This is a genomic window from Paenibacillus sp. LRG-1, from assembly GCF_057220305.1.
This window is the reverse complement of record NZ_CM170126.1, coordinates 143,789-167,459: the sequence shown is the minus strand read 5'-3', so window position 1 is coordinate 167,459 and position 23,671 is coordinate 143,789. Positions and strand designations below refer to the sequence as shown.

Genomic DNA, 23,671 nt, shown 5'->3' with positions numbered 1-23,671 from the left:
GCTAAACCTCTAGTGTAGCGCCCGGCTCCAAAGAATGAACTTTTCTGGCAGGACCTTCACACCCACGATTTCCTGCTCTTATCAACTCATCTCGTACCAGGTCAGTCTGCAGCTTTGGCGCATGAACGAGTACAACCTGTTTGCTAGGCAGCTCCTTCAACATTTGCCGCACATCTGATAATCCCTGATGCACCTTGTAAATCAAATGCCGAGCTACACAGCTGTCATTTTGATCTGCACGTTCCAACAGATGTTTGCCAAAAGAACCATGTGGAGCATGCCCGGTCAATATAACAATGTTGCTAATGCTTTCTCCGCTATCTTCACCCTCCCCCATGTTGCGGTTATCCGATAGAAACTGATAGTACCAGCGCGCCTGTGGGGAATCCATCATGCCGTCTCTTGTTATGATAATAGCCGTTGGGTTCTGTTCCAGCAGACTCACTCGTTCAGCAGCACCACGAGGCACGAAGACCCTGTCACTGTTTAGCACATGTTTTATTCGCGCTGGAGCTTCTGGACGCAGCCATTCTTTCCAGCGGTCTAACTGTTTCAATCCCTGCCATATATCGTGCTCTACAATCATTGCCTGTGTAGGGAATTGCTCGCTAGCCCATACGATCATGTCCTGTCCTCTGCCAAAGGCAGGCACCGGCAACAACACATGACCACCAGACAATAATATCCGCTCCATCTCGACCCTCAGCCGCTCCAGCTTAACAGGCTGCGGGTCTATATCCATGCCATAGGCATTGTCCATAATGGATATGTCCGCTAGATTGGGCTCTGACTTCCATTCAGGCAGGTCATGCAGCCCCTCCCCAACACCCAAGTCTGGCGCATCGGCAGCAAGAAGCTCAGATTCGCGGCTGTAATCTCCAGAAAAAAACAACCGCTTCCCTTCCATTTCTACCGCATACCACACTGCACCAGCCAAATGTCCACTGCGTCCCCACATGATTCTCACACCCGGACAAGCCTCAAGCCATTCTCCTGCTGGCGCTTCATCTTCTAGATAGCGATAAGCAATGGATTGGATATCCTGTACGTCGTATGGCAATTCGGCTCCTCTCGATTCAACATAAGTATGCCAGGAGCGAAAATAGGAGCCTAGCTGCTCAGCGGTGGCCTTGGTCGTCCAGACCTCCCCCTGGTATCCATACTTGTACAGTAAGGGGAGCGCCATGGAATGATCCTCATGTGCATGAGACAGCAATACAGTGGTCAGTCCCTCCGCCTTTTGCGGCGGAAAAATCGGATATTGTCCGGTTCCTTCCTTCTTCACGCCACAATCCAGCATGACGCGATGCTGCGTTCCTTCAAAAACATAGCAGGAGCGGCCATGTTCGCCCGCTCCTCCCCAAATCCTAAGCTTGGTCATGATCATTTCCACTTTCTTTGCGAGTTTAAGCTTTCCATTAAGATCAGCAGCAGTGTGGTCATTCCGACCGATATGACGGCCATCGCCATCCCAAGTGACACCTGTCCCTGCTCAAATTGTGCAAATATGTAGGTTGCAGACGTCTGAACGGATGGCGGCAAAATCAGCAACGATCCTACCAGCTCGCGTGAAGCAATGGTAAATGTCATCATCCAACCAGCGAGCATTCCCGGTACAATCAGCGGCAGCACAATCCGGCGGAATATGTAAGACGGTCGCCCGCCAAATACCTGTCCCGCCTGAAAAAGACCAGTGTCCACCTGCGTAAAGGCGCTTTTGACATACTGCACCGTATAAGGAACAAACAAGATAACATACGTCAGAATGACCATGCCGTATGTGTTATACAAAGGGATCGGCATCCATGGTGAGTTCCACCACAAAATCAGGCCGACCACCATAACAATTCCCGGCACCGTATTCGGAAGCAAGCTAAATGCATCAACCGTCCGTTGGATTCTTGTGCGTGAGCCGCCAATGACAAGCGCAAACCAAGTGCCCAGCACCACAGCAAGCGTCGAAGCGCCCAAAGAGAGAAATACGCTGTTCAGGAGCGCCTCCATGCTCTCTGATCCCCAAGACAGCAGTTCCTTGTAAGAGTCGAGCGTCAAATTATCCCAGGCGAGCCCAATTCCCCTCAGCTTCATCGTCGAGGCTGAAAGAATTGAAAAATAAGGAATGCCAATGGACGCAATGAGCAACAATAGAATGTATGCAACACTCAGCCCCGTAGTCCAGCCGGATATACGAAGACGGGACGGACGCGAACCTTTACCACCTACCAGCCTGTACGTAAACTTTCGGTTGATCACCGATTGCGCATACCACATGAGCAGGCAGGCGGTTAACAGCACCGAGGCCATTGACGTCGCTTTGCCAAAATCTATGGGCCAGCTGGAAATATATTTGTGAATTTCCGAAGTCATGACCTCATACCCGATACGTCGCCCAAAGGTAGCAGGGGTGCCAAACTCGGCAATCGTTTTAACGAAAATGAGCAACGCGCCCATTCCGTAAGCTGAAAGCAGCAGCGGTAAAATGATTCGACGGAATCTGTACAGAAAGCCGCCGCCCATTACGGCACCCGCCTCTTCCAGGCTCCCGCCAATCCTCACCAGCGCCCCGCGCAGCAGCAGGTACAGGAATGGAAACAGATGCAGGCTCATGATCATCACCATGCCACCAAGGCTGAAGAAGGACGGCGTTAAGAAATGCAGGTCCGGGAACAACTGCTCCAGATATCCGTTTTTTTGCATGAACAGAATCCAGCCCATGGAACCGATATAGGGCGGGGTCATAAACGGAATCAGCAACACGACATCCAACCAGCTCCAGTGTGCAAGACGAGTGTTGGACATGATCCATGCTAGCGGAAGCGCAAGTACCGTCGTTCCTGCAATCACACAGATGCCTAGCCAAATCGAGCTGAATAGCACTCCTGCAAATGGTGAAGCAGCTAACGTTCGAAAAGGCGCATCCCATTGAAATTTTTCATCAACATACACACTTTGGATAAAGATTTGCAGCAACGGCAACACAATCAGGAAAAGAAGCGCGATCAGAGCCAGCGTCAGACACCACGCTCTGATGTGTTTAACGGATAAGCCTCCCATCGGCTTACTTGAACATTTGCGTGAACTTCTCCGTCACGTCTGATCCGTGCTCACCCATCCACTCCCAATTGGTTTTCAACAATGGAATCTCGTCCAGGTTGGCACGCTTGTCGGCTTTGACATCCGTGCGGCCCGGGAGTAAGGAGGCATCTGCTACTAGTTTCTGTGCCTCGTCCGACAACAGATAGTCAATGAATGCCTTCGCATTCTGCTCATGCTGCGTTGACTTGAGAATTGCGGCAGGACGTGGGCTGATGACCGTCCCCTCTGTCGGATAGACGATGTCAATCGGCTCGCCTTTGGCTTTTGCCTTGTAGGTCATGTAATCGACCGCAGCGACGACTATACCTTTAGCTCCGGTAATCACGGGGTCCAGCGCTTCCTGATTGGCACCAGCCATAGCAACACCGTTAGCCTTGTACTGCTCGAACAACGTCCAGCCTCCATCGCCCTTGGCGCTCAGATAGCCTGTCATAAAATCCAACGCTGAGCCGGACAGGGATGGATCGGGAATATTAACCTGATCCTTGTACTCAGGCTTCGCCAAATCAGCCCATGAAGTTGGTGGTGTTTTCACCAGCTTCGTGTTATACGCAATGCCCAGAGCAGAAGCACTGGTACTGAAGTAGTTGCCCTCCTTATCGGACCAGTCTGGATTTAGCTTGTCTGCTTTCTTGGCATCCGGGTAAGGCAGCGTAAGTCCTTCCTTTTTCAAGCCTTGTACAGACGGAAGCGATGCCAGCACAACCACGTCCGCTACCGGATTCGTCTTCTCGGCTTCCATGCGGGCCAAAATTTTTCCTGTCGTTCCCTGGAACAACTCTACCTTAACTCCGCTCTGCGCCTCATACCCTGCTACCAGCTTTTTCGCCAGTCCATCCGGGCCTGCGCTGTAGACCACCAGCTTCTGATCGGTGGATGCTGCCTCCGCTTGTCCTGCTGATCCATTAGCTGGCGCCCCACCCTTGGATGGCGTTGCTGTTCCGCAACCCGCCACAGCGAGTCCAAAAGTCAATGTTAATGCGAGCATCGTCCCTTTTTTCCATCCTGTACGAAAAACATGCCTATTCATCATCTTATATTTACCCCTTTTCCCTATGCTTCAAGTTGGTGGATGTGTTGCGATGATACCCAAATGTGCATTTGTTGACCTATGGGCAAGCGGATGGAATGATATGCAGTCCATTGCTCGCCGTTCTCGGCTAGTATACGAATTTCATAACGATCGCCGACATAGCTGACATGCAGGATCTCTACTGTAAAAGCATGCTGATCCGCTTGCTCCTGTTCCCAACGGACATGTTCAGGACGGAATAGTGTCCGTTCCGACTCCAGCCAGTTGGATTTGCCAATAAACCTCGCCACCTCTGGATGAGCTGGGCAACCGTAGATCACCTCTGGTGTTCCGGTCTGCAAAATATGTCCACTTTTCATAACAACTACTTCATCAGACATGGACATGGCCTCGATCTGATCATGGGTAACATATAGGGCGGTCAGCCCCAGATCGCGCACAAGCGATAGCATCTCAATGCGCATCTCCTCCCGTAGCACCGCATCCAGCGCACTGAGCGGCTCGTCGAACAAAACAAGTCGAGGCCGGATAGCAACCGCTCTTGCAAAGGCAACCCGCTGCTGCTGACCACCGGACAGCTGATGAGGATACCGATCCTCCATCCCTGACAATCTGACCATGTCGAGCGCCTCCAGCACCACTGTCCGCAGTTCCTTGTCTCGAGCGCTGGCGAACCCTTTCCCACGCTTGCCCGCACGCAGGCCGAAGGCCACATTTTCAAACACCGTCATATGCGGCCACAACGCGAAATCCTGAAAGACCATGCCAAAGTGGCGGAGATGGGCGGGAATATCCTTTTTGCGTTCTGCCGAAAAAAGAATTTCCTCTCCCATCGTGATTGTGCCAGTATCCGGTATCTCCAGACCAGCAATCAAGCGCAAGAGCGTTGTTTTCCCACAGCCGGACGGTCCGAGCAGTGTTGTGAATTTGCCCCGTCGTACTACCAGATTCGTCTCATGCAGCGCTGTTATTTGGCTGAAGGTTTTACTTAATCCGTGAATATATAGATCCTGATTCATCGCATTACCTGCCTGTTCTTCTGACTGACCCCAGTGTAAAACTTGAATTCGCCACCTGTATTATTGGAAAGTTAAAACAAAATTAATTATTTCAATGAATTGTGTTAACACTCATAGATTTAATCTATATAGAGGGGATTGATGCTGCTCCCCAAAGAAGTAGGCATGATTGTTCGATTAACCTGAAAGCGAGGCATTCTAAGTGAACTTAAGTCTTCTAAAGTTACATATTGTAGAGCTGCTGAATAAGCACCATAAAATTACCACGGTCGCCGAGCTTCTTGGCCTAAAGCAACCCACCGTTACTTTTCATATGAAAAATCTGGAGCGTGAATTCGGAGTAAAGCTGTTTGACACACGTATGGGCAAAATCATCCTGACGGATGCTGGAAATGCGCTGCTGCACTATGCCACTAAAATTAATGCACTGGCTGCTGAAGCTGAGCGAGTCGTCCGCGAATTCGATACGCTCCAGCGGGGAAGTATACGTATTGGCGCAAGCTATGTACCCGCTACCTACCTGCTTCCTGCTGTGCTGCACCGCTTTGCCCGTGAGCATCCGGGCATTCACATCGCCTTGTCCGTGAAAACAGCGCCCGTGATCAAGGACATGCTCGCTCGCCACGAAATTGACCTTGGCATCATTTCGGCAGAGCCGTTTCAATCCCCAACGCTACTCTCCGAATCCTTGGGCGAAGATGAATTGATGCTCATCTGCTCACCCACTCATCCGCTCGCCAACGAAACCGATTTGACACCCGAGCTTATCGCTTCTTCCTCCTTCGTATTACATGGCAAGGAATCCAGCACACGCCACGTGACCGACAAATGGCTGGAGCGTGGGAGTCGGCGACTTCCTTCCTATCTGGAGCTGGATTCACTGGAAGCCATCAAACAGGCGGTTATGCTGGGAGAACACATCTCCTTTGTCTCTCGCATTGCCGTTCAGTCAGAGGTTGAGCGGGGCTTACTGGTTGTAAGACCTATTCCGGGGCAGTCTGTTGAGCGGTACATCTATATGGTCAGCAACAAAGACCGCCATCGCTCGGCGCTCATTCACAGATTCACCGAATATTGTTCATGGAACCAAGATTAAATCTTACCTGTCATATAGAAATTATGTAATTTTTTAACCGGAGTACCCTCTTGCTTTGACATACGACTGACAATACACCCGTAAAGTGTAGCGTGTAACCTATTCGGACGAACAGGAGAGGATGAAATGAAAACAGGCCTTCGTATCACCAAATTGATGTCGGTAGTAACTCTAAGTGCAGTGCTGCTCGTAACAGGATGGAAAGGAGCAGAGCCGGTACAAGCTGCCGCCAATGCCACACCAAGCTATGAGGTGAAGCTGCTACTGGATACGGCTCAGGTCCTCAATGCGGATGGCTCATTAAAAAGTGGCATCGTGAACGAGTTTCAAATTAGCGAAGATGCACAACGATTGAGCGTCGAGTATTTTGATACAAATTCATTGCAATTGAATGACGAGGGCTGGAACGTGAGATTTCGTAAAAAAGAGGACAAAAAGAATTATGAATTAACCTACAAAAAGCGCTATACGGTCACAAACGAAAATATCGACGCTGCGCTCACCCAAGCGAATAAAGAAGGGTTCAGCGCATCTGATGATAATTATGAGGCTGAGGTGGATTGGGGATACAGCAAGCAAACACTAAGCTTTTCCAATGATAAGAAAACAAACGCCTCCAAAGGATTGGCTCTGCCTTCCCCAGATCAAGCATTAAAGCAACTGCAGGATAATCTTCCGGGCAAGCTGCAAAACTGGAAAAACAGCAATTGGGGTAAACAAACCTTGGCAAACTCCAGAGTACACGGTCCTATACAGGTCAGTAAATACGAGGGTAGCTTTCAGGGATTGGATGCCGACGTTGAAGTATGGCCTATTCGCAGCGCAAACGGATCAGGTACAGAAAATATTATCGAAATCTCCTTCAAAACCTCGGATTACAATGTTGCCGCCAGCAACCGCACCAAGCTGATGAACCTACTGCAATCCAAAGGATGGCTGGTTCCCGCCGATTCCCTGAAAACGAATTTGGTACTGGAACGCTACTAAGCTAATCCAACATAAAAAGGAACCGAAGCGCCACCCTGTTGAGGGTGATACGAACGGTTCCTTTTATTATTATTTATATGACTACAAGGTCATGATATTAAAGTCGCTTGCTTACATACGTTCCGGTGCAGACACGCCCACCAGCTTCAGTACGTTGGCAATGGTCGTGCGCACCGCACCAAACAATGCCAAGCGTGCCTGCGTTTGAGCAGCATCCTCTGTGATGACGCGCTCTGCCTTATAGTAGCTGTGGAACAATGAAGCCAGCTCATAGACATAGCGAATCATACGGTGTGGCGCAAAGTTTGCAGCCGCCACCGATACTTCTTCCGGCAGCTCGCCAATTTTGCGGAGCAGATCGTATTCATGCTCAGCCGTCAGCTTGGACAAGTCAACTTCTGCCAACGGCAGCACAGCAATACCTTGCTCTTCGGCTTGACGATATACGCTGCATGCACGTGCGTGCGCATATTGCACGTAGAATACTGGATTTTCATTGGAAGTGGAAATCGCCAAATCCATGTCAAAATCCAGGTGCGAATCCATGCTGCGCATCGTGAAGAAGTAACGAATCGCGTCTACACCCACTTCTTCCATCAGATCTTCCATCGTCACGGCCTTGCCGGTACGTTTGGACATTTTTACCTTTTCTCCATTTTGGAACAAGCTGACCATTTGGGCAATCAGCACTTTAAGCTTATCCGGGTCATTGCCCAGTGCTTCCATTGCTGCCTTCATCCGTGGAATGTAGCCGTGGTGATCCGCTCCCCAAATGTTGATGATCGTGTCATACCCACGAGCATATTTATCGCGATGATAAGCGATATCTGGAGTCAGGTACGTGTATGTACCGTCATTTTTGATCAAGACACGGTCTTTGTCGTCGCCGTACTTGGTCGTATTCAGCCATGTAGCTCCGTCCTTCTCGTAAATCTCCTCACGGTCACGCAGCTCGTTCAGCGCTTTAAGCACTTCACCGTTATCATACAGCGATGTTTCGCTGAACCAGGAGTCAAAAGGTACACGGAACAGTTCCAGATCGCGCTTGATCTTGTTCAGTTCCTTTTCCAGACCGTAGTCACGGAAATAAGCAGCGCGATCTCCCGGTTCCATAGACAACAGAGAATCTCCCTTTTCGGCCACCAGTTCCTTGGCAAACCCGATGATATCCTCACCATGGTAACCATCCTCCGGCATCTCCGCAGGCTGTCCCAGCTCCTGCAAATAACGCGCTTCAATAGAACGGCTCATGTTGTAAATCTGGTTACCCGCATCATTAATGTAGTATTCACGAGTTACTTTGTATCCAGCAAAATCAAGCACGTTGCAAAGAGCATCCCCTACGGCTGCACCACGTGCATGACCTAAGTGAAGGCTACCCGTCGGATTGGCGCTGACAAACTCGATTTGCACCTTTTTGCCCGCACCTTCCTGTATACGCCCGTAATCTGCCCCCTGCTCCTGCACCTGTCCAATAACAGCATAAAGGTAGCTCTTGTTCAGGCGGAAGTTAATAAAGCCCGGTCCAGCGATTTCCGCACTTTCAATAGAAGCAGAAGCTAAATCCATATTCGCGATCAAATCTTCAGCAATTTGCCGTGGGTTCTTCTTCGCAATGCGAGTGAGCTGCATCGCGGCGTTGGTGGCCAAATCACCGTGTGACTTGTCCTTCGGTACCTCCAGCGTAATGGTCGGCAGCTCTTCGCGGCTCACGATTCCGGTAGCCAGCACCGCCGCCTCAATTGCTGAGGTCACCTTTTGATTAATAAGTTCCAGTGGATTGCTTGTCATGATTATTACTCCTCCTGTATATGCAAACTGATGGCAAAATGCCCCGAGAAATCCTCAAATACGTACAGATCATAGGTCCAGCTCACATGTCCGGTGAATCCATCCATCCGAATATCGAGCTTCTGCGTATGCGCAGACATGTTCAGGTTTAAATAAGGCGAGCGGTAAAATCCAGGCAACCTGCGTCCCAGCGCAAACGACTGCTCTGATTGTACCTCACCGTGACGAATCAGCTTTAGCTCATCCGGTCCGATTTTGACTGTGTTCCGTGTCGTACCGCCCTCAGGACTTTCTTGCGGCTCATCGTACCTTATATATAGATGCTTCCCACGCACGATCGCTTCTCCGGGAAGTTCCTGTACCACATCTTCTCCGTCATGATGACTATGAAGACGGATTCGGACCTTTGCATTATGTGGCATGTATTCAAACTCCATTCTATTGCTATCCTACTGTACTACTATATCCAGTTCCCGATTGCAATTCAAATGAGTTTTTACAAAAAGATGCTTTCATCCAAAAAATTTAGCTACCTTAAGTCAGCTTCATCGGATGCTTGGCTAAAACTTTCAATGAATCGAGAGGCTAGAGAAGACATGTATTTATCCTTCAGCCAAACAGCCGCCACACGCGTATGTAATTCTTCACACATAATTTCCTTAATGATTAACTGGTTATTGCTTCCGAGTGACAACGCAGACCGCGAAATCATACCGATCCCTAGTCCTTCATTAGCCCAGTGAAGCGTGGTGCGAGCATCATCGTTTTTGCAAAAGAAATTTGGCTCAAAGCCATGCTTCATACAGGTATCGTGGATCAATTGTTCAAAGCGGCGATATACGATGAGCGGCCTATTTTTCAAATCAGACAACGGGATGGTCTTCTGTTCGGGGTTCCAGTCATGTTCTTCTGTCATCACTGCTATCATCGGCTCGGAGGACGCATATCTGCACCCTAAATCGGTGGTATTAAAAGGGGTTCTGACGATACCGACCTCTACAATTCCTTTGTTCAAAAGATCGAGAATCATGAAGGTATTTCCCTCATGAATTTCGAATTTTACACCCGCATAGGTTTTATGAAATTCGGAAAGCCTGTCTTTCATCAGGGCTGCGCCGGAAGAGGAGACCGTTCCAATGGTGAGCGTCCCCTTCATCCCCAAGGCAAAATCGTTTATTTCTCTCGTTGTGGCATCTGTCAGCTCCAATATCTGCTTGGCCCTGTTCTGTAAAATGATGCCGGCCTCCGTCAACTGGATACTTCGTGAGCCTCGATGCACGAGCTTTACACCAAGCTCTTCCTCTAGCTGCATGAGCTGCTGACTTAAAGGAGGCTGCGCGATTTGCAGCTTTTTGGCTGCCGCTGTAATCTGTCCGGCCTCTGCGATCGCCAAAAAATACTTGAGATGTCTCAATTCCATCCTTATGGACCTCCGGTACTGATATATGTAAAACCTATACCTCTAATATATATTAAATATTATTCATATGGTTGGGGATGTGCCATAATCAAATTCAGTTATGCTATTGCGGCATGAGGCTATATACATTATTTAGGTTAGGTGATGGTTTATTTGCTGAAATTTGCTGTTTTTTTGAAACCTTATAAAAAGGAAACGATTCTTGGGCCTCTGTTTAAATTGATTGAGGCCATCTTGGAACTATTGCTACCTACTATGGTTGCTTTAATGATCAATCATGGCGTAGGTAAAGGAGACACCCATTATGTTTGGCAGATGGGTCTTTTGATGTTACTCATGACTATACTGGGCTTTGGCAGTTCATTAGTGTGTCAGTTTTATGCAGCCCGTGCCTCTCAAGGATTCGGAACTACACTGCGTAACACGATGTTTAAGCATATCTCATCGTTTTCTTATGCTGATCTCGATAAGTTTGGTACGCCCTCGCTCATCAACCGGATTACGAATGATGTCAATCAGCTTCAAACGGCTGTAGCGATGCTGATTCGTCTGGTCATTCGTGCCCCTTTTATTTGTATCGGGGCTATTATCATGTCAATGATTCTGGATTTCCGCCTGGCTTTGGTGCTGTTGGCGGCTACACCAGTTCTGGCTTTGATCCTATATGTGGTCATTACGAAGGCTTCACCACTGTATCGTCGGTATCAGAAAAAATTGGATAAAATCGCCCTGGTGCTAAGCGAAAATCTTACAGGCGTACGGGTCATACGCGCATTTGCCAAAAGAGGAGCTGAACGAGTTAAATTCAACACTGCTTCAGATGACCTGACTCAGACCGCTATTCGTGTCGGACGTATTTCTGCTTTGCTAAGCCCTGCCACCTTGCTGGTGGTGAACGGAGCTATTATTGCAATCCTGTGGATCGGCGGCATCCATATCCAATATGGATCTCTTACACAAGGGGAGATTATTGCCTTTATTAATTACATTACGCAAATTTTACTGGCTCTGATTGTGGTGACCAATTTAATTATTTTGTTCACCAAGGCTGCCACTTCAGCAGCGCGGATTCAGGAGGTCCTAGACACGCAAGCTTCGATTTCCGACACTGCTGCTACTTCTACACCTATAGACAGGGAGGGAACAACTGAGCATGGCGCTGTACCAGCCATCTCTTTTGATCATGTTTCCTTTGGATACAATACGACAGGGCAACTGGCAATTAGCGATGTAGTGGTAAACATCTATCCCGGTGAAACGGTCGGCATCATCGGAGGAACAGGTTCGGGGAAATCCACCTTCGTGAATCTCATTCCCCGCTTCTATGATGTAGTAGAAGGTCGTATAGAGGTTGATGGCATTGACGTACGGCAGTATAAGCTTGCGCAATTGCGGCAGAAAATCGGTATTGTTCCTCAGAAGGCGCTGCTGTTCACTGGAACTATAGCGGATAATATCCGTTGGGGGCATGAACACGCCACCGATGAGGAAGTCGCTCAAGCCGCAGCAATCGCGCAAGCAGATGAGTTCATTTCCAACTTGCCGGAGAAATTCGATGCTCCGATCACCCGAGGGGGCCTTAATCTGTCGGGAGGACAAAAGCAGCGACTTACCATTGCCAGAGCTATTGTCGGCAATCCGCAAATTCTCATTTTGGATGACTCCTCAAGCGCACTTGATTTTGCTACTGATGCCGCCCTCCGTAAATCGCTACGGGAAAATAGCACCAGCATGACCGTCCTGCTGGTCTCGCAACGAGTAAGCAGCGTACAGCATGCTGATAAAATAATTGTGTTTGATGAGGGGCGGATTGTCGGTATCGGCACACATGAACAGTTGATGAGCAGCTCAGATGTGTATCAGGAAATTAATCATTCCCAGCTCTCAACGCAGGAGGTAGACCAATGAGTGGCAAGGAAACCTGGAGAAGATTGTTAACCTATGTGGGTCGATATAAAAAAACAACATTTTTGGTCATCGTCAGTGCGTTTCTCAGCGTGCTTGCCAGTCTGATCGGACCCTACATGATTGGTCAAGCTATCGACCACATGGTGGATAAGGGAGCAGTGGATTTTAAAGGTATTGCGCAGATTCTAGCTGGATTAGGCATTGTATATGTTGTAGGCAGTCTATTTAGCTGGCTGCTCACGTATTTGACGAACCGGATTGCTTTTCAGACTGTAAATGATATGCGGCGGGAGTTATTTGATCATTTTAATATCCTTCCGTTAAGCTTTCATGACACTCATCCGCAAGGAGACAGCATTAGCCGTTTTGTGAACGATATGGATGCTGTGTCAGATGGATTGCTGCAAGGCTTTTCCACATTGATTACCGGGATTATTACGATTATAGGCTCCATTGTACTCATGCTGTATATCAGTCCGATCATGACGTTGGTCGTATTGGTGTCTGCCCCGATCACATATGGCGTGGCACGGTTCATTACTACAAGGTCGCAGCGTATGTTCCGCGAACAGGCCAAAATTTTAGGAAGCCTGAACGGTTACGTCGAAGAAATGATCGGCGGACAACGGGTAGTTACCGCTTTTCATTATGAAAACCGCTCGCTTGAGGAATTTTCCGCCAGAAACGGACAATTGTATCAAGCCGGGGTGAAATCGCAGTTTTACGGATCATTGTCCAACCCCTCCACCCGATTGGTGAACAACATGACTTTTTCAGTCACCGCCATGATTGGCTGTATCTCCATCATTTTGGGCGTGATCTCGGTAGGCGGATTGTCGAGCTTTCTAATTTATACCAATTTGTTCGCCAAGCCCTTTAATGAAATTACGGGTGTGCTGACCCAGTTCCAGGCAGCTACGGCTTCTGCTCAGCGCATATTTTCGATTTTAGACTCACCGCCTGAGCAGTCGGAAAAATCGAACGCCGTACAGCTGGAGCGCAGCAAAGGCACGATTCTTTTTGATCATGTCAAATTCTCCTATAACCCGGAACGTACGCTCATTACGAACTTTAGTCTGGAGGTTAAGCCAGGCACTCGTGTGGCCATTGTCGGGCAGACCGGAGCTGGTAAAACCACACTCGTCAATCTGCTCATGCGGTTTTACGATGTGGACAGCGGCTCGATATCCATCGACGGGGTGAATATCAACGACATGAGCCGGGACAGCCTGCGGACTAACTTTGGTATGGTACTTCAAGATACTTGGCTGTTCAGCGGGACCATTCGGGACAATATCGCTTACGGGAAGCCGGAGGCTACAGACGAAGAAGTCATCGCGGCTGCAACAGCTGCCAATGCGCATAGCTTCATCAAACGACTGCCTCATGGCTACGATACGGTCATCAGCGGATCGGGCGATAGCCTGTCGCAAGGCCAAAAGCAGCTGCTCACTATCGCGAGGGTGATCCTCGTCGATCCACCTATGCTGATTCTGGATGAAGCGACCAGCAGCATAGACACCCTGACAGAAGCGCGTATCCAAAAAGCATTTATGAAAATGATTGCCGGACGCACCAGCTTTGTGATCGCCCACAGACTATCGACCATCCGCGAAGCGGATTTAATTTTATACATGAAAAACGGCGATGTCGTCGAAAGTGGTACCCATGAGGGACTTCTTGCCAGCGGCGGCCATTATGCCTCGCTCTATAACAGCCAGTTCACTACGGCTTAAAAGACTGACCGGATACGGTCGCATCATTAAGGTCAACGTTCTTTTAAAAAGTCGGTTGCTTTTTAAGCAAACGGCTTTTTAAATTTTTCTTTGATAAATCCCCCCCTTATTATATAATAAAACACGAACAAATGTTTCTGTTTCATCTAAACCTTATGGTTTGTGTATAGCCAACACCTATGCATGGGTTCCAGTTGGGAGGCTGAATATGGATATTAATGAATTTCAAAAGTGGGTCAAGCAATATTATCAGGAGAGAAACTGGTCTGATTTGGATATCTTTGTCCGAATTGGTTTCTTGGCAGAGGAAACCGGGGAGGTTGCGAGAGCTATTCGCGCCCTGGAGATCGGCAGAGACCGGCCTGATGAGATCGATGGTTCATTCGAGGAGAACAAGGACCATTTAACTGAAGAACTTGGAGACGTACTGGGTAATCTCATCGTGATCGCCAACAAGTATGACATCACCTTGGAGGATATATTTCGAACACACCAGCAAAAACTTGCAAAAAGATATACATAAAGGAGAATCTCATATGAAAAGCATTGCTGTTTTTTGCGGTTCCAGTAATGGAGCGTCTGAGATTTATCGAGAGCATGCTGTTGCTCTGGGCAAGGCACTTGCCGAACAGGAAATAAGCCTGGTTTATGGAGGAGCAAGTGTTGGTTTAATGGGTGCAGTGGCTGACGCGGCACTTCATGCAGGAGGTTGCGTCATCGGTGTGCTCCCTCACTTTTTGCAAAGCCGTGAAATTGCACATAATGGCCTGAGCGAATTAATCATTGTTGATTCCATGCACGAACGAAAATCTAAAATGGCAGAGATTGCGGACGGATTCATTGTTTTACCAGGTGGCCCAGGTACAATGGAAGAATACTTTGAAATCTTCACATGGGCGCAATTAGGCTTGCATGAAAAGCCATGCGGTCTTTTAAACATTAACCATTATTACGATCCTCTTATTTCCTTGTTTGATCGTATGGCTGAGGAACAATTTATGCAGGAAAAATATCGTGCGATGGTAATTACGGATACTACTCCGCAAGGAATCCTACGGCAATTTACAAATTACACTCCTCCTGCCGTCAAAACATACCTCTCGAGCAAACGGACCTGATATTAGGAATGGCACATACTGCTCAACAGATATACCAATTAATTTAATAGTTATAAAAGGAACACCACCGTCAACGTTATTCCAGTGGTGTTCCTGTAAAATTGAGGAGAATTGCAGGCTTTTATTCTCCCCAATCGTCACGTTCACTTTTACAACTGCATTTAATTATGTAGTCATCCAATGAATGATGTCACGCCTAACGAGAACCCCAATTTTAAATCCCAGCGCCCGTAGCGGTTGGATGGTCCATTTGCTCACTTTCCTGAAAATCCCTGCGATACAACCAGCCGATCAAGATAGCAATGGTCGTCATAATCGCAGCCAACAAATACACCTGCACCATACCAAAACGGTCTGCATACCAGCCCATGAATAACAAGGACAGGCCGAAAGCGAGATTTGTAAGCACATCAATTCCCGCCATCACTTTGGGCAGCTGGGCTGCCGGTGCACTGGTTTGCAGCAAGGTACGGCGAATGATACCAGCCATTTGAACAGGTAAGCCTGATACAGCAAAAAGAATAAGTGCAGCAACGGGGATTGTATTCAGCGCAAATACAATTGTAATCAGTACATACACCAGTAACGCTCCGAGCATGTACAAAAAGCTGTTCTTTTGCAATCGCTTGACCAAGCCAACGACAATCAATCCACCCAAGATCGTGCCCGAGAAAAAGGACGCATTCATAAAGCCCCACCAGCTTGCATCCCGATGCAGCACTTGACTGACGTACGCCAAAATAAATACGCCGAGCCAGGAGACACCCCCAATACTATCCACACTATCGACGATCATCAGAGAACGAATACGACGGTTGTGCCAAATGATTTTCCAGCCTTCCCCAAGCTCTTTCCAATGGGAGCCTTTTTCCTTTCCCTTTGCAGGTTCTACTAGATTTGTTGAGGAATCCGAAGCTTCAAGACTTAATTCCTTCTGATCCAGTGGATCGCGGACGAAGGACGTGACAGTTACAGCTACGAGATAACAACCGGATGCGATCACAAGCGTATTCAGGGAACCCAGCCAAGCCACAATAATTCCGCTCAACGCCCAGCCTGCACACCTGACCACCTGATCACTGACCGCTACCATGCCGTTGGCCCGCATCAGTCCTTCACCCGTAGCCAAACGGGGTACAAGCGCATTACGCGCAGGATTCGTCCAGCCATCCAGAAAAGACATACCAAACACCATCACAAAAATAAATAGAAACGACCTCTGCTCCGGTACGATCCACAAATAAAGCAGCAGCAGCGTAAAGATGACAAACTGCCCAAACTGGGAAAATAGCAACACGCGCGTCAGCCGAAATCGGCCGAGGACGATCGGTGCAACGAGCCCACTAAGCACTTGGGCAGACAATCGGAACAACGGGATTAAAATAGTCGTCATTAAGGAATTACTTGAACTGAACACCAATACCACTACACTCAACATGTAGATGATATCTGCTACGTTGGAGATCGTCTGAGACCCCCACAGGTAATAAAAAGAGCGTCTGATCAAAAAAGTTTCCCCCTCTTTGGTACATCGCCAATTTATGCATTTCCATAACCAAACCTCCCTTGTTGATATTACAAATCTGTTAATTGTCTGGTTTTTTGTATATTCTACGCACACCCTTAAATTTCCTTCTTTTATCTTAAAAGGAAATCCGGTGTCCAGTATGCTTTCATAGCCTTTTCCAAATCTTATCCAACACAAAAAAGCGCCTATAGCGCTCTTTCTCACCCAAAAACAGGCAATAAAGACCACTAAGGCGCTTCTTAAAATGTTTACTTCGTTAAATCTTCCACAAATTTAGGTAATACAAACGCCGCTTTGTGTAGACGCGGACTGTAATATCGGGTGTCCATCTCTGGAATTCGGGTCTCGTCTACTTCGAGCGGATCATACTTCTTACTACCCAACGTGAATGTCCAAAGACCGCTCGGATAGGTCGGAATGTTCGCACCATACACACGCACAATCGGGAAAATTTCCTTCACATCTTTGTTGACCTTCTGAATCAGGTCTGCCTTGAACCAAGGATTATCCGTTTGCGCAACGAAAATGCCGTCTTCCTTCAACGCTTCAAAAATACCTTGGTAAAACCCGCGCTCAAACAGCGGGGCTGCCGGACCTACCGGCTCCGTCGAATCGACCATAATGACGTCGTATTCATTTTTGTGTTCAATAATGTGCATGTATCCGTCATTGACCAGCACTTCTACATTAGGCTCGTCCAGCTTTCCTGCGATTTCAGGCAAATATTTTTTGGAATATTCAATCACCTTACCGTCGATCTCAACCAATACAGCCTTCTCCACTTCAGGGTGCTTGATAACCTCACGAATAACGCCGCCATCGCCACCGCCCACAACCAAAACTTTTTTCGGATTCGGATGTGTATTCAAGGCCGGATGTGCTACCATTTCGTGATACACAAATTCATCCTTAACGGTTGTCATCACCATGCCATCCAGAACAAGCATATTGCCGAATTCCTCAGTCTCGATCATAGCCAGATCCTGAAAATCTGTTTTCTCAGAGACGTAGGTTTGTTTGATTTTTGCTGTAATGCCGAAAGAGGGAGTCTGCTTCTCCGTAAACCACAAGTCCATCATTCCAACCTTCTTTCTGATCAAAGTATGTGTCCGGCAATCCGGTAGCATAAACGTTGACTTTCCTTATATCAGCAACACGCAAACGCCGAGTTTGCTATATTTATTGTACCAAACGCATTGGAATTTCACACTTTTTGCATTATAAGTGATACCTGAATGGACTGCAAAAGCAATTTGGAGATTTAATCTTGTTTAAAATAGACACGTGTGTGTATCTGATGAATAGACGCTTTCGGATTGACTATACTGAGAACATCAACTATGGAAGGAGGTGGCATGATGACCGATACGACCGGGCAATCCCCCAAGCGTAAACCGCTTTGGCTTCGATGCTTTCAAGGACTGATGTCTCTCACTATTCTGACGGTCATCGCCGCCTGCATCCTGCTCGCCTATTTGTACACGACCAGCCTTCCGCTCGCGGATACGGATCGGAATTCACGTCTGCTAGATAGTCAGGGACAAGTCATCGCCACTTTCTCTGCTGGAGGCAAAGAATCCATTCCGGTCCAGCTTGATCACATTTCACCCGATTTGATTGCAGCTACCCTGGCTGTGGAAGATCGGAAGTTTTACGATCATTTTGGCTTTGATTTCAAAGGTCTGGGCCGGGCGGTAATCGTTAATCTGACCCGCTGGGATATGTCGCAAGGGGCCAGCACGCTGACTCAGCAGCTTGCACGCAATCTGTACTTATCTCATGAGAAAACGTGGACGCGCAAGGCCAAGGAGGCCATCTATACCGCACAGCTTGAAATGAAGTACACCAAAAATGAGCTGCTGCAAATGTATTTGAACGAAATTTACTATGGTCACGGCGCCTATGGCATTGAAGCGGCTTCGCAAATGTATTTCGGTAAATCCGCAAAGGATCTGGATTTGGCCGAAAGCGCCCTGTTAGCAGGTATTCCGAAAGGACCGACCTACTATTCACCGTATAATCATATGAAAAATGCAAAGGATCGGCAGAAAATTGTACTGGACTCCATGGCGCTCACCGGCAAAATTACTCCGGCCGAAGCCACCAAGGCCTATGAGGAAATGCTGGCCCTGCGGCCCGAGAGCCAGCGCCGGACAGTGGAAGCCGCTCCCTGGTTCCGCGATTACATCCGCCAACTGGCGACTCATCAGCTTGGGATTAGCGAAGGGGTGCTTGAGCATGGTGGCCTGAGCATTTATACCACGCTGGACATGCACATGCAGCAAGCAGCCGAGGCGGCTGTAAACGAGGGCATGAAGAGCAGCAACGGACTGGAAACCGCGTTAATCTCCATGGACCCGCGCAACGGACATGTCAAGGCCATGGTCGGTGGAACGAACTATGTCGGGAATCAATATAATCATGCGCTGGCCACAACCCGGCAGCCAGGCTCCGCTTTCAAGCCGATTATGTATCTGAGCGCGCTGGATTCCGGCGAATTGACGAGTACGTCCAAGTTCGAAAGCCGACCGACATTGTTCCACTACGATAACAACCGCAAGACCTATAAGCCCAAAAATTTTGGAGATAAATATTTGGGCGAAATAGATCTTCGGCGCGCAATTGCGGCGTCCGATAATATCTATGCCGTTAGCACCATTTTGAAGGTGGGAACGGATAAGGTCATGGACCTCGCCAGCAAAATGGGCATTACAAGCGAGCTCAAGCCCGTACCTTCGCTGGCGCTGGGCGTGTCGCCCGTCAGCCCGTTCGAGATGGCCTCGGCCTTCTCGGTCATCGGCAGCGGCGGGCAAAAGGTGGCTCCGGTGGCAGTGCTGCGCATCACCGATGCGGCCGGGCGGTCGCTGTACGAAGCGCCCCAAGCCGCGCCCGTGCAGGTGGTGAAGCCCGCCTCCGCCTACGTCCTCACACGCCTCATGGAAGGCGTGTTTGAAGAAGGCGGCACCGGCAACCGGGTCGCGAAGCTGATCAAGCGCCCGGTCGCCGGCAAGAGCGGCACGACCAACACCGATGCGTGGATGGTCGGCTTTACCCCCGAGCTGTCCACCGCTGTCTGGGTCGGCTACGACAAGGGCAAGGCCATCAGCACACAGGATGCCCGACGGGCGGCTCCGATTTTTGCGCAATATACGGAGAAAGCGCTGGAGAATGTGCCGCCCAAAATCTTCCCTATCCCTGACGGCGTAGTCAGCGCTTATATTGATCCGGCCAGCGGCAAGCTGGCTGCATCGGACAGCCCGGACAAGCGGCTGGAGGTATTCGTCAGCGGCACGGAGCCAAAGGATACGCTGTCGGGGCAAGATAACCCACCGGCAGCAACGCCAACTGACCAAGCGGAGCGACAAGCCGAAAAGAAATCGTGGTGGGGCAATTTTAAGCGTTGGTGGATGGATTAATAGCAAAAAAAGACTGGGAGAACGCGATGAGCGCTCTCTCAGTCTTTTTATTTTCGCTTCACTTACCTCATTTACCTATTTACCTCTCTTGCCAGTGCCATCAGCCATCATCCCGTTAAGCCCCGCTCTTCCCTAAAGCTGCGCTATAACCAATAACAGCTAAACGACTCAATACGGTTAGTGTCTACACCATAATAAAACCAAAAACGACCACTCCACCGGAAACCCGCTACGGATGTCCTGCCTACAAAGACAGGGTACATCCAGAAACGCTCCCCGTTCGTCAGCCATACAAACGTGTTGCGGAACAAACAACCGAAAATGGCTCCAGGGTCAACCGCATAGGCCGAAACCAGCGGCTTCGGTGGCGTAAATTGCGGTGGTGGGGAAGTTGGTGCTTGAGTTTGCTGCCCACCTTGCGGACCGAATGGCCCCTGCGGCGGCGGTGAGAACGGCTGTGGCGAAAATGGCCCTGGGCCTGGTGGCGGACCTATCGGAGATGGGAAGGAATCCTGCATATCAGGAAATTGTGGAATCGAAGGACCTGACGGCGTGAATGGACCCGGAGTACCCGGTTGCGTTCCGAAAGGAACTTGTGGCAGTAAAGACATGTGTTTCACTCCTTGTGTTCTAGGCTGATGTATCCTATGCGGGACATCAGCCCGCGGACTGGGCGAATCCCCATATCGCCGCCAAACTCCGCTATTTCGTCCTTTTACATCAAAAATTCTTATTTCCTGTTACGATTAACTCCCTTTCTGAACATGCTCCAGCTCAATTTCATGCACCATTTTAATCTCGACTCGTTTCCTTAGCTCATAATACCGTTCCAGCAGTCGGTGCTCAACCCCCAACTGTTCATTCATCCAGCCTATAATAGAGTCATCGTGATGTTCGTTAGACCAGCTAAACAAATCGCTATATAGCTGACCAAATGATTCCTCATTGCTGCGAGCGAACCGGATCGGTCGGGCTGTATAGCTTAGCTTGAGTTCCAACATCTCATATAGCACGTCCAAACGGTATTCCAATGCCTGTACATCTTCTTTGGATGCATCGTAGCTTTTTATATCCTGAACGAGCTCCCTAAAGGTTAGCCCTACATGCTGCATAGCAAAATAAGACCACACACAACTGCCTGTAGCCGTTCCATGAGCCTCCCAAAACGGATTCCACAGGATAGAGCGAATCGTATCCTTCTGCCCTTCTCCAAACAATGCTATTCCAGCAATAATTCCTGCATTACAGTCTACGGAAGCATGTTGCTCTCCCCAATGTACCAATCGCGGAATCATATCTTCAGTAGTGCATTTAAAGCTTAACAGAGGTAATAATTCATTAAACAAATTCTGATCCAACACTTTTTCCAATTCAGCCGCCAGTTGTTCACGATACGGTTCGCATGGAAGATGTACCAGTCCCAAACAGGCATCCACAGACGCAACTCCATATGGCCCATTCACCAAAGCGACAAGATCAGCAGCAGCCTCCACATAACCCAAATAACCTAGCACATACAGCACACCGTCAGGTATATGTTCTGGGGATGCCTGATTTTGAACGTAACGCTCGTACATATCCTGCGCCAAAGTAACATCCCCGCATCTCATGATCGGCTGGAGGAGTAACCCCCGGATATAATGATGGGGATCTTCTACAAAAAGCCTGTATAACTCCCAAGCATCCTCCATGGTCCCATATTGGACAACCACATCCGTATAAGCGGAAATGATGCTGGCGTCCAGCTTCTTGCCTGAGCTGAACATATCAATAAGCCCTGCTGTCGCGTCCATCATCCTGTTTTCCCCTTTCCCATGTTTGCATACCTTTCTTTATGAAGCACTTCTCCACTGTTGAATATTTCTATTAAAAAAGAGGAAAGATGTTATCATCTACGATCCAGTCTAGGGAGTTGATCTCATGCAAGATTCCAGTCCAAAAATTACAACATTTTTCATGTTCTCAGGTCAAGCAGAAGAAGCCATGCAATATTATACCTCTGTATTTAAGCCGTCTGGTATTATGAGCATTTTTCATCAGGAAGATGGGACCGTGTTACATGCCGTATTCAACCTCAAAGGGCAGACTTTTATGGCTATAGACTATAACCATCAGGACAAACACCCTTTTACCCCAGCTCTATCTCTATTCGTCACTTGTGATTCGGAAGAAGAAATCCATAGCGTGTTTGACCAGCTATCTCAGGAAGGCCGAGTTCTAATGCCCCTTGAAGCCTCTCCCGTAAGCCAACAATTTGGGTGGGTTGAAGATAAATACGGAGTCTCATGGCAATTGAACCTGGCAAAAGACTAAATTTCTTCTCTAAACGATCCAGCAGACTCTAGAAGTCTATGAAAAAAAAATAGACCATGCTCCATCTTTTTTTGGTAATATTATATTTAATAGGTGCCAGTAAAAGGATGTGCGTTTATTGTATAGTGCAAATTGTGAACAATGTTTTGGTTTATGCTGTGTAGCCTTGCCTTATGCAAAATCAGCTGATTTTGCTTTTAATAAGGATGGAGGAACTCCTTGTCAAAACCTAAATGCGGATTATCGTTGTGATATTCATAAGAATCTAAGAAACAACGGCTTGCGAGGCTGTACGGTATATGATTGCTTTGGAGCAGGTCAAAAAATTTCCCAAGTTACATACAACGGAAAAAGCTGGCGAGACGACCCGGCAATAGCTGAGGAAATGTTCAGTATATTTCCCATCATGCAACAGCTTCATGAAATGCTTTATTACCTAAATGAAGCCCTTAACTTAAAAGAAACTCACCCCATCTATACAGACTTACAAAAAGCTATGGCGAAAACCGAGCAGCTTACGGATCAAGATCCAAAATCCCTCATAAATCTTCATGTACCAACCCATAGGGCGTTAGTCAATGATTTACTTTTACAAACAAGTGAGTTAGTACGAGAAAAAGGTAAGAAAAACTTAGAGCGCAATAAATATAATAAAAAAATCAGGAGTAGAGACCTTATCGGGGCAAATTTGAGAGGCGCCAATCTTAGGGGTGCCAATTTGAGAGGAGTTTTACTTATTGCTGCTGACCTCCGAGAAGCCGATATGAGAATGACGGACCTTATCGGTGCGGATTTTAGAGACGCTGATTTAAGTGGAGCTAATCTGGAAGGAAGTATTTTCCTTACACAAGCGCAATTAAATTCGGCTAAGGGCAATTGTAAAACCAAACTGCCCCCTTCTCTAAGCATTCCCGGTCATTGGCTGCATTAGTTTTTTTCTAAAGAAACATTGCTTACCTACATGAAAAAGAAATAGACCGCCCCGATCCAAGGTAACGGTCTATTGTTGGACCCTACTGCCGACTGCTCTTTAAGCAGTGGTTGTATACTGGAGTCGTGTTAGCGCACGACTCCTTTACTATTCTTACCTCAGTATAGCTCATTTTATAACGTAAATACAGCTTTTATCTTCAAAAATTTTACTGATTACTCAGCTCTTTAATGTATATTTGGCAACAAAAAGTACCTTCCATTGGATCAGGTTCAAAAA

General features: G+C 48.1%; 20 protein-coding genes. 9 read left to right on the top strand and 11 right to left on the bottom strand.

Features of this window, described 5'->3' with window-relative positions; genetic code table 11:
* Position 1: 1 nt before the first annotated feature.
* Genes ACUUJN_RS00685 through ACUUJN_RS00670 form a run of 4 tightly spaced genes read right to left on the bottom strand, consistent with a single transcriptional unit; the run spans position 2 to position 5,148 of the window.
* Positions 2-1,387, bottom strand: coding sequence for an MBL fold metallo-hydrolase (locus ACUUJN_RS00685; RefSeq protein ID WP_053324365.1), 1,386 nt, complete (start codon positions 1,385-1,387; stop codon positions 2-4).
* A complete protein-coding gene (locus tag ACUUJN_RS00680; protein WP_484669154.1) occupies positions 1,384-3,054 on the bottom strand; it encodes an ABC transporter permease in 1,671 nt (556 codons plus the stop codon). Before ACUUJN_RS00680 ends, ACUUJN_RS00685 begins: the two co-directional genes overlap by 4 nt.
* Positions 3,055-3,058: 4 nt before the next feature.
* Positions 3,059-4,129: an ABC transporter substrate-binding protein gene (locus ACUUJN_RS00675; RefSeq protein ID WP_484669153.1), complete on the bottom strand. Its 1,071-nt coding sequence runs from the start codon at positions 4,127-4,129 to the stop codon at positions 3,059-3,061.
* A 20-nt stretch (positions 4,130-4,149) separates the two neighbouring features.
* Positions 4,150-5,148 carry an ABC transporter ATP-binding protein gene (locus ACUUJN_RS00670; RefSeq protein WP_484669152.1) on the bottom strand — a complete coding sequence of 333 codons (999 nt, stop codon included), beginning with the start codon at positions 5,146-5,148 and terminating at the stop codon, positions 4,150-4,152.
* Between the two features lie 202 nt (positions 5,149-5,350).
* Here ACUUJN_RS00670 and ACUUJN_RS00665 point away from each other — a divergent pair, with 202 nt between their 5' ends.
* Together ACUUJN_RS00665 and ACUUJN_RS00660 are read left to right on the top strand one after the other, a co-directional pair.
* Positions 5,351-6,244: a LysR family transcriptional regulator gene (locus ACUUJN_RS00665; RefSeq protein ID WP_075153535.1), complete on the top strand. Its 894-nt coding sequence runs from the start codon at positions 5,351-5,353 to the stop codon at positions 6,242-6,244.
* A 126-nt stretch (positions 6,245-6,370) separates the two neighbouring features.
* Positions 6,371-7,231: a hypothetical protein gene (locus ACUUJN_RS00660; RefSeq protein WP_484669151.1), complete on the top strand. Its 861-nt coding sequence runs from the start codon at positions 6,371-6,373 to the stop codon at positions 7,229-7,231.
* Between the two features lie 111 nt (positions 7,232-7,342).
* Here ACUUJN_RS00660 and argS read toward each other — a convergent pair whose 3' ends face one another.
* From argS to ACUUJN_RS00645, 3 genes are all read right to left on the bottom strand, one after another.
* Complete coding sequence (gene argS, locus ACUUJN_RS00655) at positions 7,343-9,022, bottom strand: arginine--tRNA ligase (RefSeq protein WP_484669150.1); 1,680 nt, start codon at positions 9,020-9,022, stop codon at positions 7,343-7,345.
* Between the two features lie 5 nt (positions 9,023-9,027).
* Complete coding sequence (locus tag ACUUJN_RS00650) at positions 9,028-9,459, bottom strand: YwiB family protein (protein WP_484669149.1); 432 nt, start codon at positions 9,457-9,459, stop codon at positions 9,028-9,030.
* A gap of 92 nt (positions 9,460-9,551) precedes the next feature.
* Positions 9,552-10,442: a LysR family transcriptional regulator gene (locus ACUUJN_RS00645; RefSeq protein WP_068939376.1), complete on the bottom strand. Its 891-nt coding sequence runs from the start codon at positions 10,440-10,442 to the stop codon at positions 9,552-9,554.
* Positions 10,443-10,595: 153 nt separating this feature from the next.
* Here ACUUJN_RS00645 and ACUUJN_RS00640 point away from each other — a divergent pair, with 153 nt between their 5' ends.
* The 4 genes from ACUUJN_RS00640 to ACUUJN_RS00625 all read left to right on the top strand — a co-directional run bounded on the left by ACUUJN_RS00640 (position 10,596) and on the right by ACUUJN_RS00625 (position 15,204).
* Positions 10,596-12,350, top strand: a complete 1,755-nt coding sequence (locus ACUUJN_RS00640) for an ABC transporter ATP-binding protein (RefSeq protein WP_484669148.1) — start codon at positions 10,596-10,598, stop codon at positions 12,348-12,350.
* Positions 12,347-14,086 carry an ABC transporter ATP-binding protein gene (locus tag ACUUJN_RS00635; RefSeq protein ID WP_484669147.1) on the top strand — a complete coding sequence of 580 codons (1,740 nt, stop codon included), beginning with the start codon at positions 12,347-12,349 and terminating at the stop codon, positions 14,084-14,086. Before ACUUJN_RS00640 ends, ACUUJN_RS00635 begins: the two co-directional genes overlap by 4 nt.
* A 208-nt stretch (positions 14,087-14,294) precedes the next feature.
* On the top strand, positions 14,295-14,609 hold the full coding sequence (locus ACUUJN_RS00630; protein WP_025718465.1) for a MazG nucleotide pyrophosphohydrolase domain-containing protein: 315 nt from the start codon (positions 14,295-14,297) through the stop codon (positions 14,607-14,609).
* A 13-nt stretch (positions 14,610-14,622) separates the two neighbouring features.
* A complete protein-coding gene (locus ACUUJN_RS00625) occupies positions 14,623-15,204 on the top strand; it encodes an LOG family protein (RefSeq protein ID WP_076265412.1) in 582 nt (193 codons plus the stop codon).
* Positions 15,205-15,418: 214 nt separating this feature from the next.
* Here the strand turns inward: ACUUJN_RS00625 and ACUUJN_RS00620 are convergent, their stop codons facing one another.
* Positions 15,419-16,711, bottom strand: coding sequence for an MFS transporter (locus ACUUJN_RS00620; protein ID WP_053324353.1), 1,293 nt, complete (start codon positions 16,709-16,711; stop codon positions 15,419-15,421).
* Positions 16,712-16,980: 269 nt separating this feature from the next.
* Positions 16,981-17,808 (bottom strand): polyamine aminopropyltransferase, encoded by an 828-nt coding sequence (speE, locus tag ACUUJN_RS00615; RefSeq protein ID WP_053324352.1) that lies wholly within the window; start codon positions 17,806-17,808, stop codon positions 16,981-16,983.
* A 282-nt stretch (positions 17,809-18,090) separates the two neighbouring features.
* On the opposite strand from speE, the gene ACUUJN_RS00610 reads away from it, so the two are divergent.
* A complete protein-coding gene (locus ACUUJN_RS00610; protein ID WP_484669727.1) occupies positions 18,091-20,148 on the top strand; it encodes a transglycosylase domain-containing protein in 2,058 nt (685 codons plus the stop codon).
* Positions 20,149-20,291: 143 nt separating this feature from the next.
* Here ACUUJN_RS00610 and ACUUJN_RS00605 read toward each other — a convergent pair whose 3' ends face one another.
* Both ACUUJN_RS00605 and ACUUJN_RS00600 read right to left on the bottom strand, forming a co-directional pair.
* Positions 20,292-20,759 carry a transporter gene (locus ACUUJN_RS00605; protein WP_484669146.1) on the bottom strand — a complete coding sequence of 156 codons (468 nt, stop codon included), beginning with the start codon at positions 20,757-20,759 and terminating at the stop codon, positions 20,292-20,294.
* Between the two features lie 135 nt (positions 20,760-20,894).
* Complete coding sequence (locus ACUUJN_RS00600) at positions 20,895-21,944, bottom strand: hypothetical protein (protein WP_430182489.1); 1,050 nt, start codon at positions 21,942-21,944, stop codon at positions 20,895-20,897.
* A gap of 124 nt (positions 21,945-22,068) precedes the next feature.
* Here ACUUJN_RS00600 and ACUUJN_RS00595 point away from each other — a divergent pair, with 124 nt between their 5' ends.
* Both ACUUJN_RS00595 and ACUUJN_RS00590 read left to right on the top strand, forming a co-directional pair.
* Positions 22,069-22,461 carry a VOC family protein gene (locus ACUUJN_RS00595; protein ID WP_484669145.1) on the top strand — a complete coding sequence of 131 codons (393 nt, stop codon included), beginning with the start codon at positions 22,069-22,071 and terminating at the stop codon, positions 22,459-22,461.
* A gap of 118 nt (positions 22,462-22,579) precedes the next feature.
* Positions 22,580-23,392: a pentapeptide repeat-containing protein gene (locus ACUUJN_RS00590; RefSeq protein WP_053324349.1), complete on the top strand. Its 813-nt coding sequence runs from the start codon at positions 22,580-22,582 to the stop codon at positions 23,390-23,392.
* Positions 23,393-23,671 lie beyond the last annotated feature (279 nt).

Excerpts from the sequence above, each read along its gene's own strand:
- ACUUJN_RS00685 (WP_053324365.1), bottom strand. The coding sequence starts at position 1,387 with ATGATCATGACCAAGCTTAGGATTTGGGGAGGAGCGGGCGAACATGGC.
- ACUUJN_RS00680 (WP_484669154.1), bottom strand. The coding sequence starts at position 3,054 with ATGGGAGGCTTATCCGTTAAACACATCAGAGCGTGGTGTCTGACGCTG.
- ACUUJN_RS00675 (WP_484669153.1), bottom strand. The coding sequence starts at position 4,129 with ATGATGAATAGGCATGTTTTTCGTACAGGATGGAAAAAAGGGACGATG.
- ACUUJN_RS00670 (WP_484669152.1), bottom strand. The coding sequence starts at position 5,148 with ATGAATCAGGATCTATATATTCACGGATTAAGTAAAACCTTCAGCCAA.
- ACUUJN_RS00660 (WP_484669151.1), top strand. The coding sequence starts at position 6,371 with ATGAAAACAGGCCTTCGTATCACCAAATTGATGTCGGTAGTAACTCTA.
- argS (WP_484669150.1), bottom strand. The coding sequence starts at position 9,022 with ATGACAAGCAATCCACTGGAACTTATTAATCAAAAGGTGACCTCAGCA.
- ACUUJN_RS00650 (WP_484669149.1), bottom strand. The coding sequence starts at position 9,459 with ATGGAGTTTGAATACATGCCACATAATGCAAAGGTCCGAATCCGTCTT.
- ACUUJN_RS00645 (WP_068939376.1), bottom strand. The coding sequence starts at position 10,442 with ATGGAATTGAGACATCTCAAGTATTTTTTGGCGATCGCAGAGGCCGGA.
- ACUUJN_RS00635 (WP_484669147.1), top strand. The coding sequence starts at position 12,347 with ATGAGTGGCAAGGAAACCTGGAGAAGATTGTTAACCTATGTGGGTCGA.
- ACUUJN_RS00630 (WP_025718465.1), top strand. The coding sequence starts at position 14,295 with ATGGATATTAATGAATTTCAAAAGTGGGTCAAGCAATATTATCAGGAG.
- ACUUJN_RS00625 (WP_076265412.1), top strand. The coding sequence starts at position 14,623 with ATGAAAAGCATTGCTGTTTTTTGCGGTTCCAGTAATGGAGCGTCTGAG.
- speE (WP_053324352.1), bottom strand. The coding sequence starts at position 17,808 with ATGGACTTGTGGTTTACGGAGAAGCAGACTCCCTCTTTCGGCATTACA.
- ACUUJN_RS00610 (WP_484669727.1), top strand. The coding sequence starts at position 18,091 with ATGACCGATACGACCGGGCAATCCCCCAAGCGTAAACCGCTTTGGCTT.
- ACUUJN_RS00605 (WP_484669146.1), bottom strand. The coding sequence starts at position 20,759 with ATGTCTTTACTGCCACAAGTTCCTTTCGGAACGCAACCGGGTACTCCG.
- ACUUJN_RS00600 (WP_430182489.1), bottom strand. The coding sequence starts at position 21,944 with ATGATGGACGCGACAGCAGGGCTTATTGATATGTTCAGCTCAGGCAAG.
- ACUUJN_RS00595 (WP_484669145.1), top strand. The coding sequence starts at position 22,069 with ATGCAAGATTCCAGTCCAAAAATTACAACATTTTTCATGTTCTCAGGT.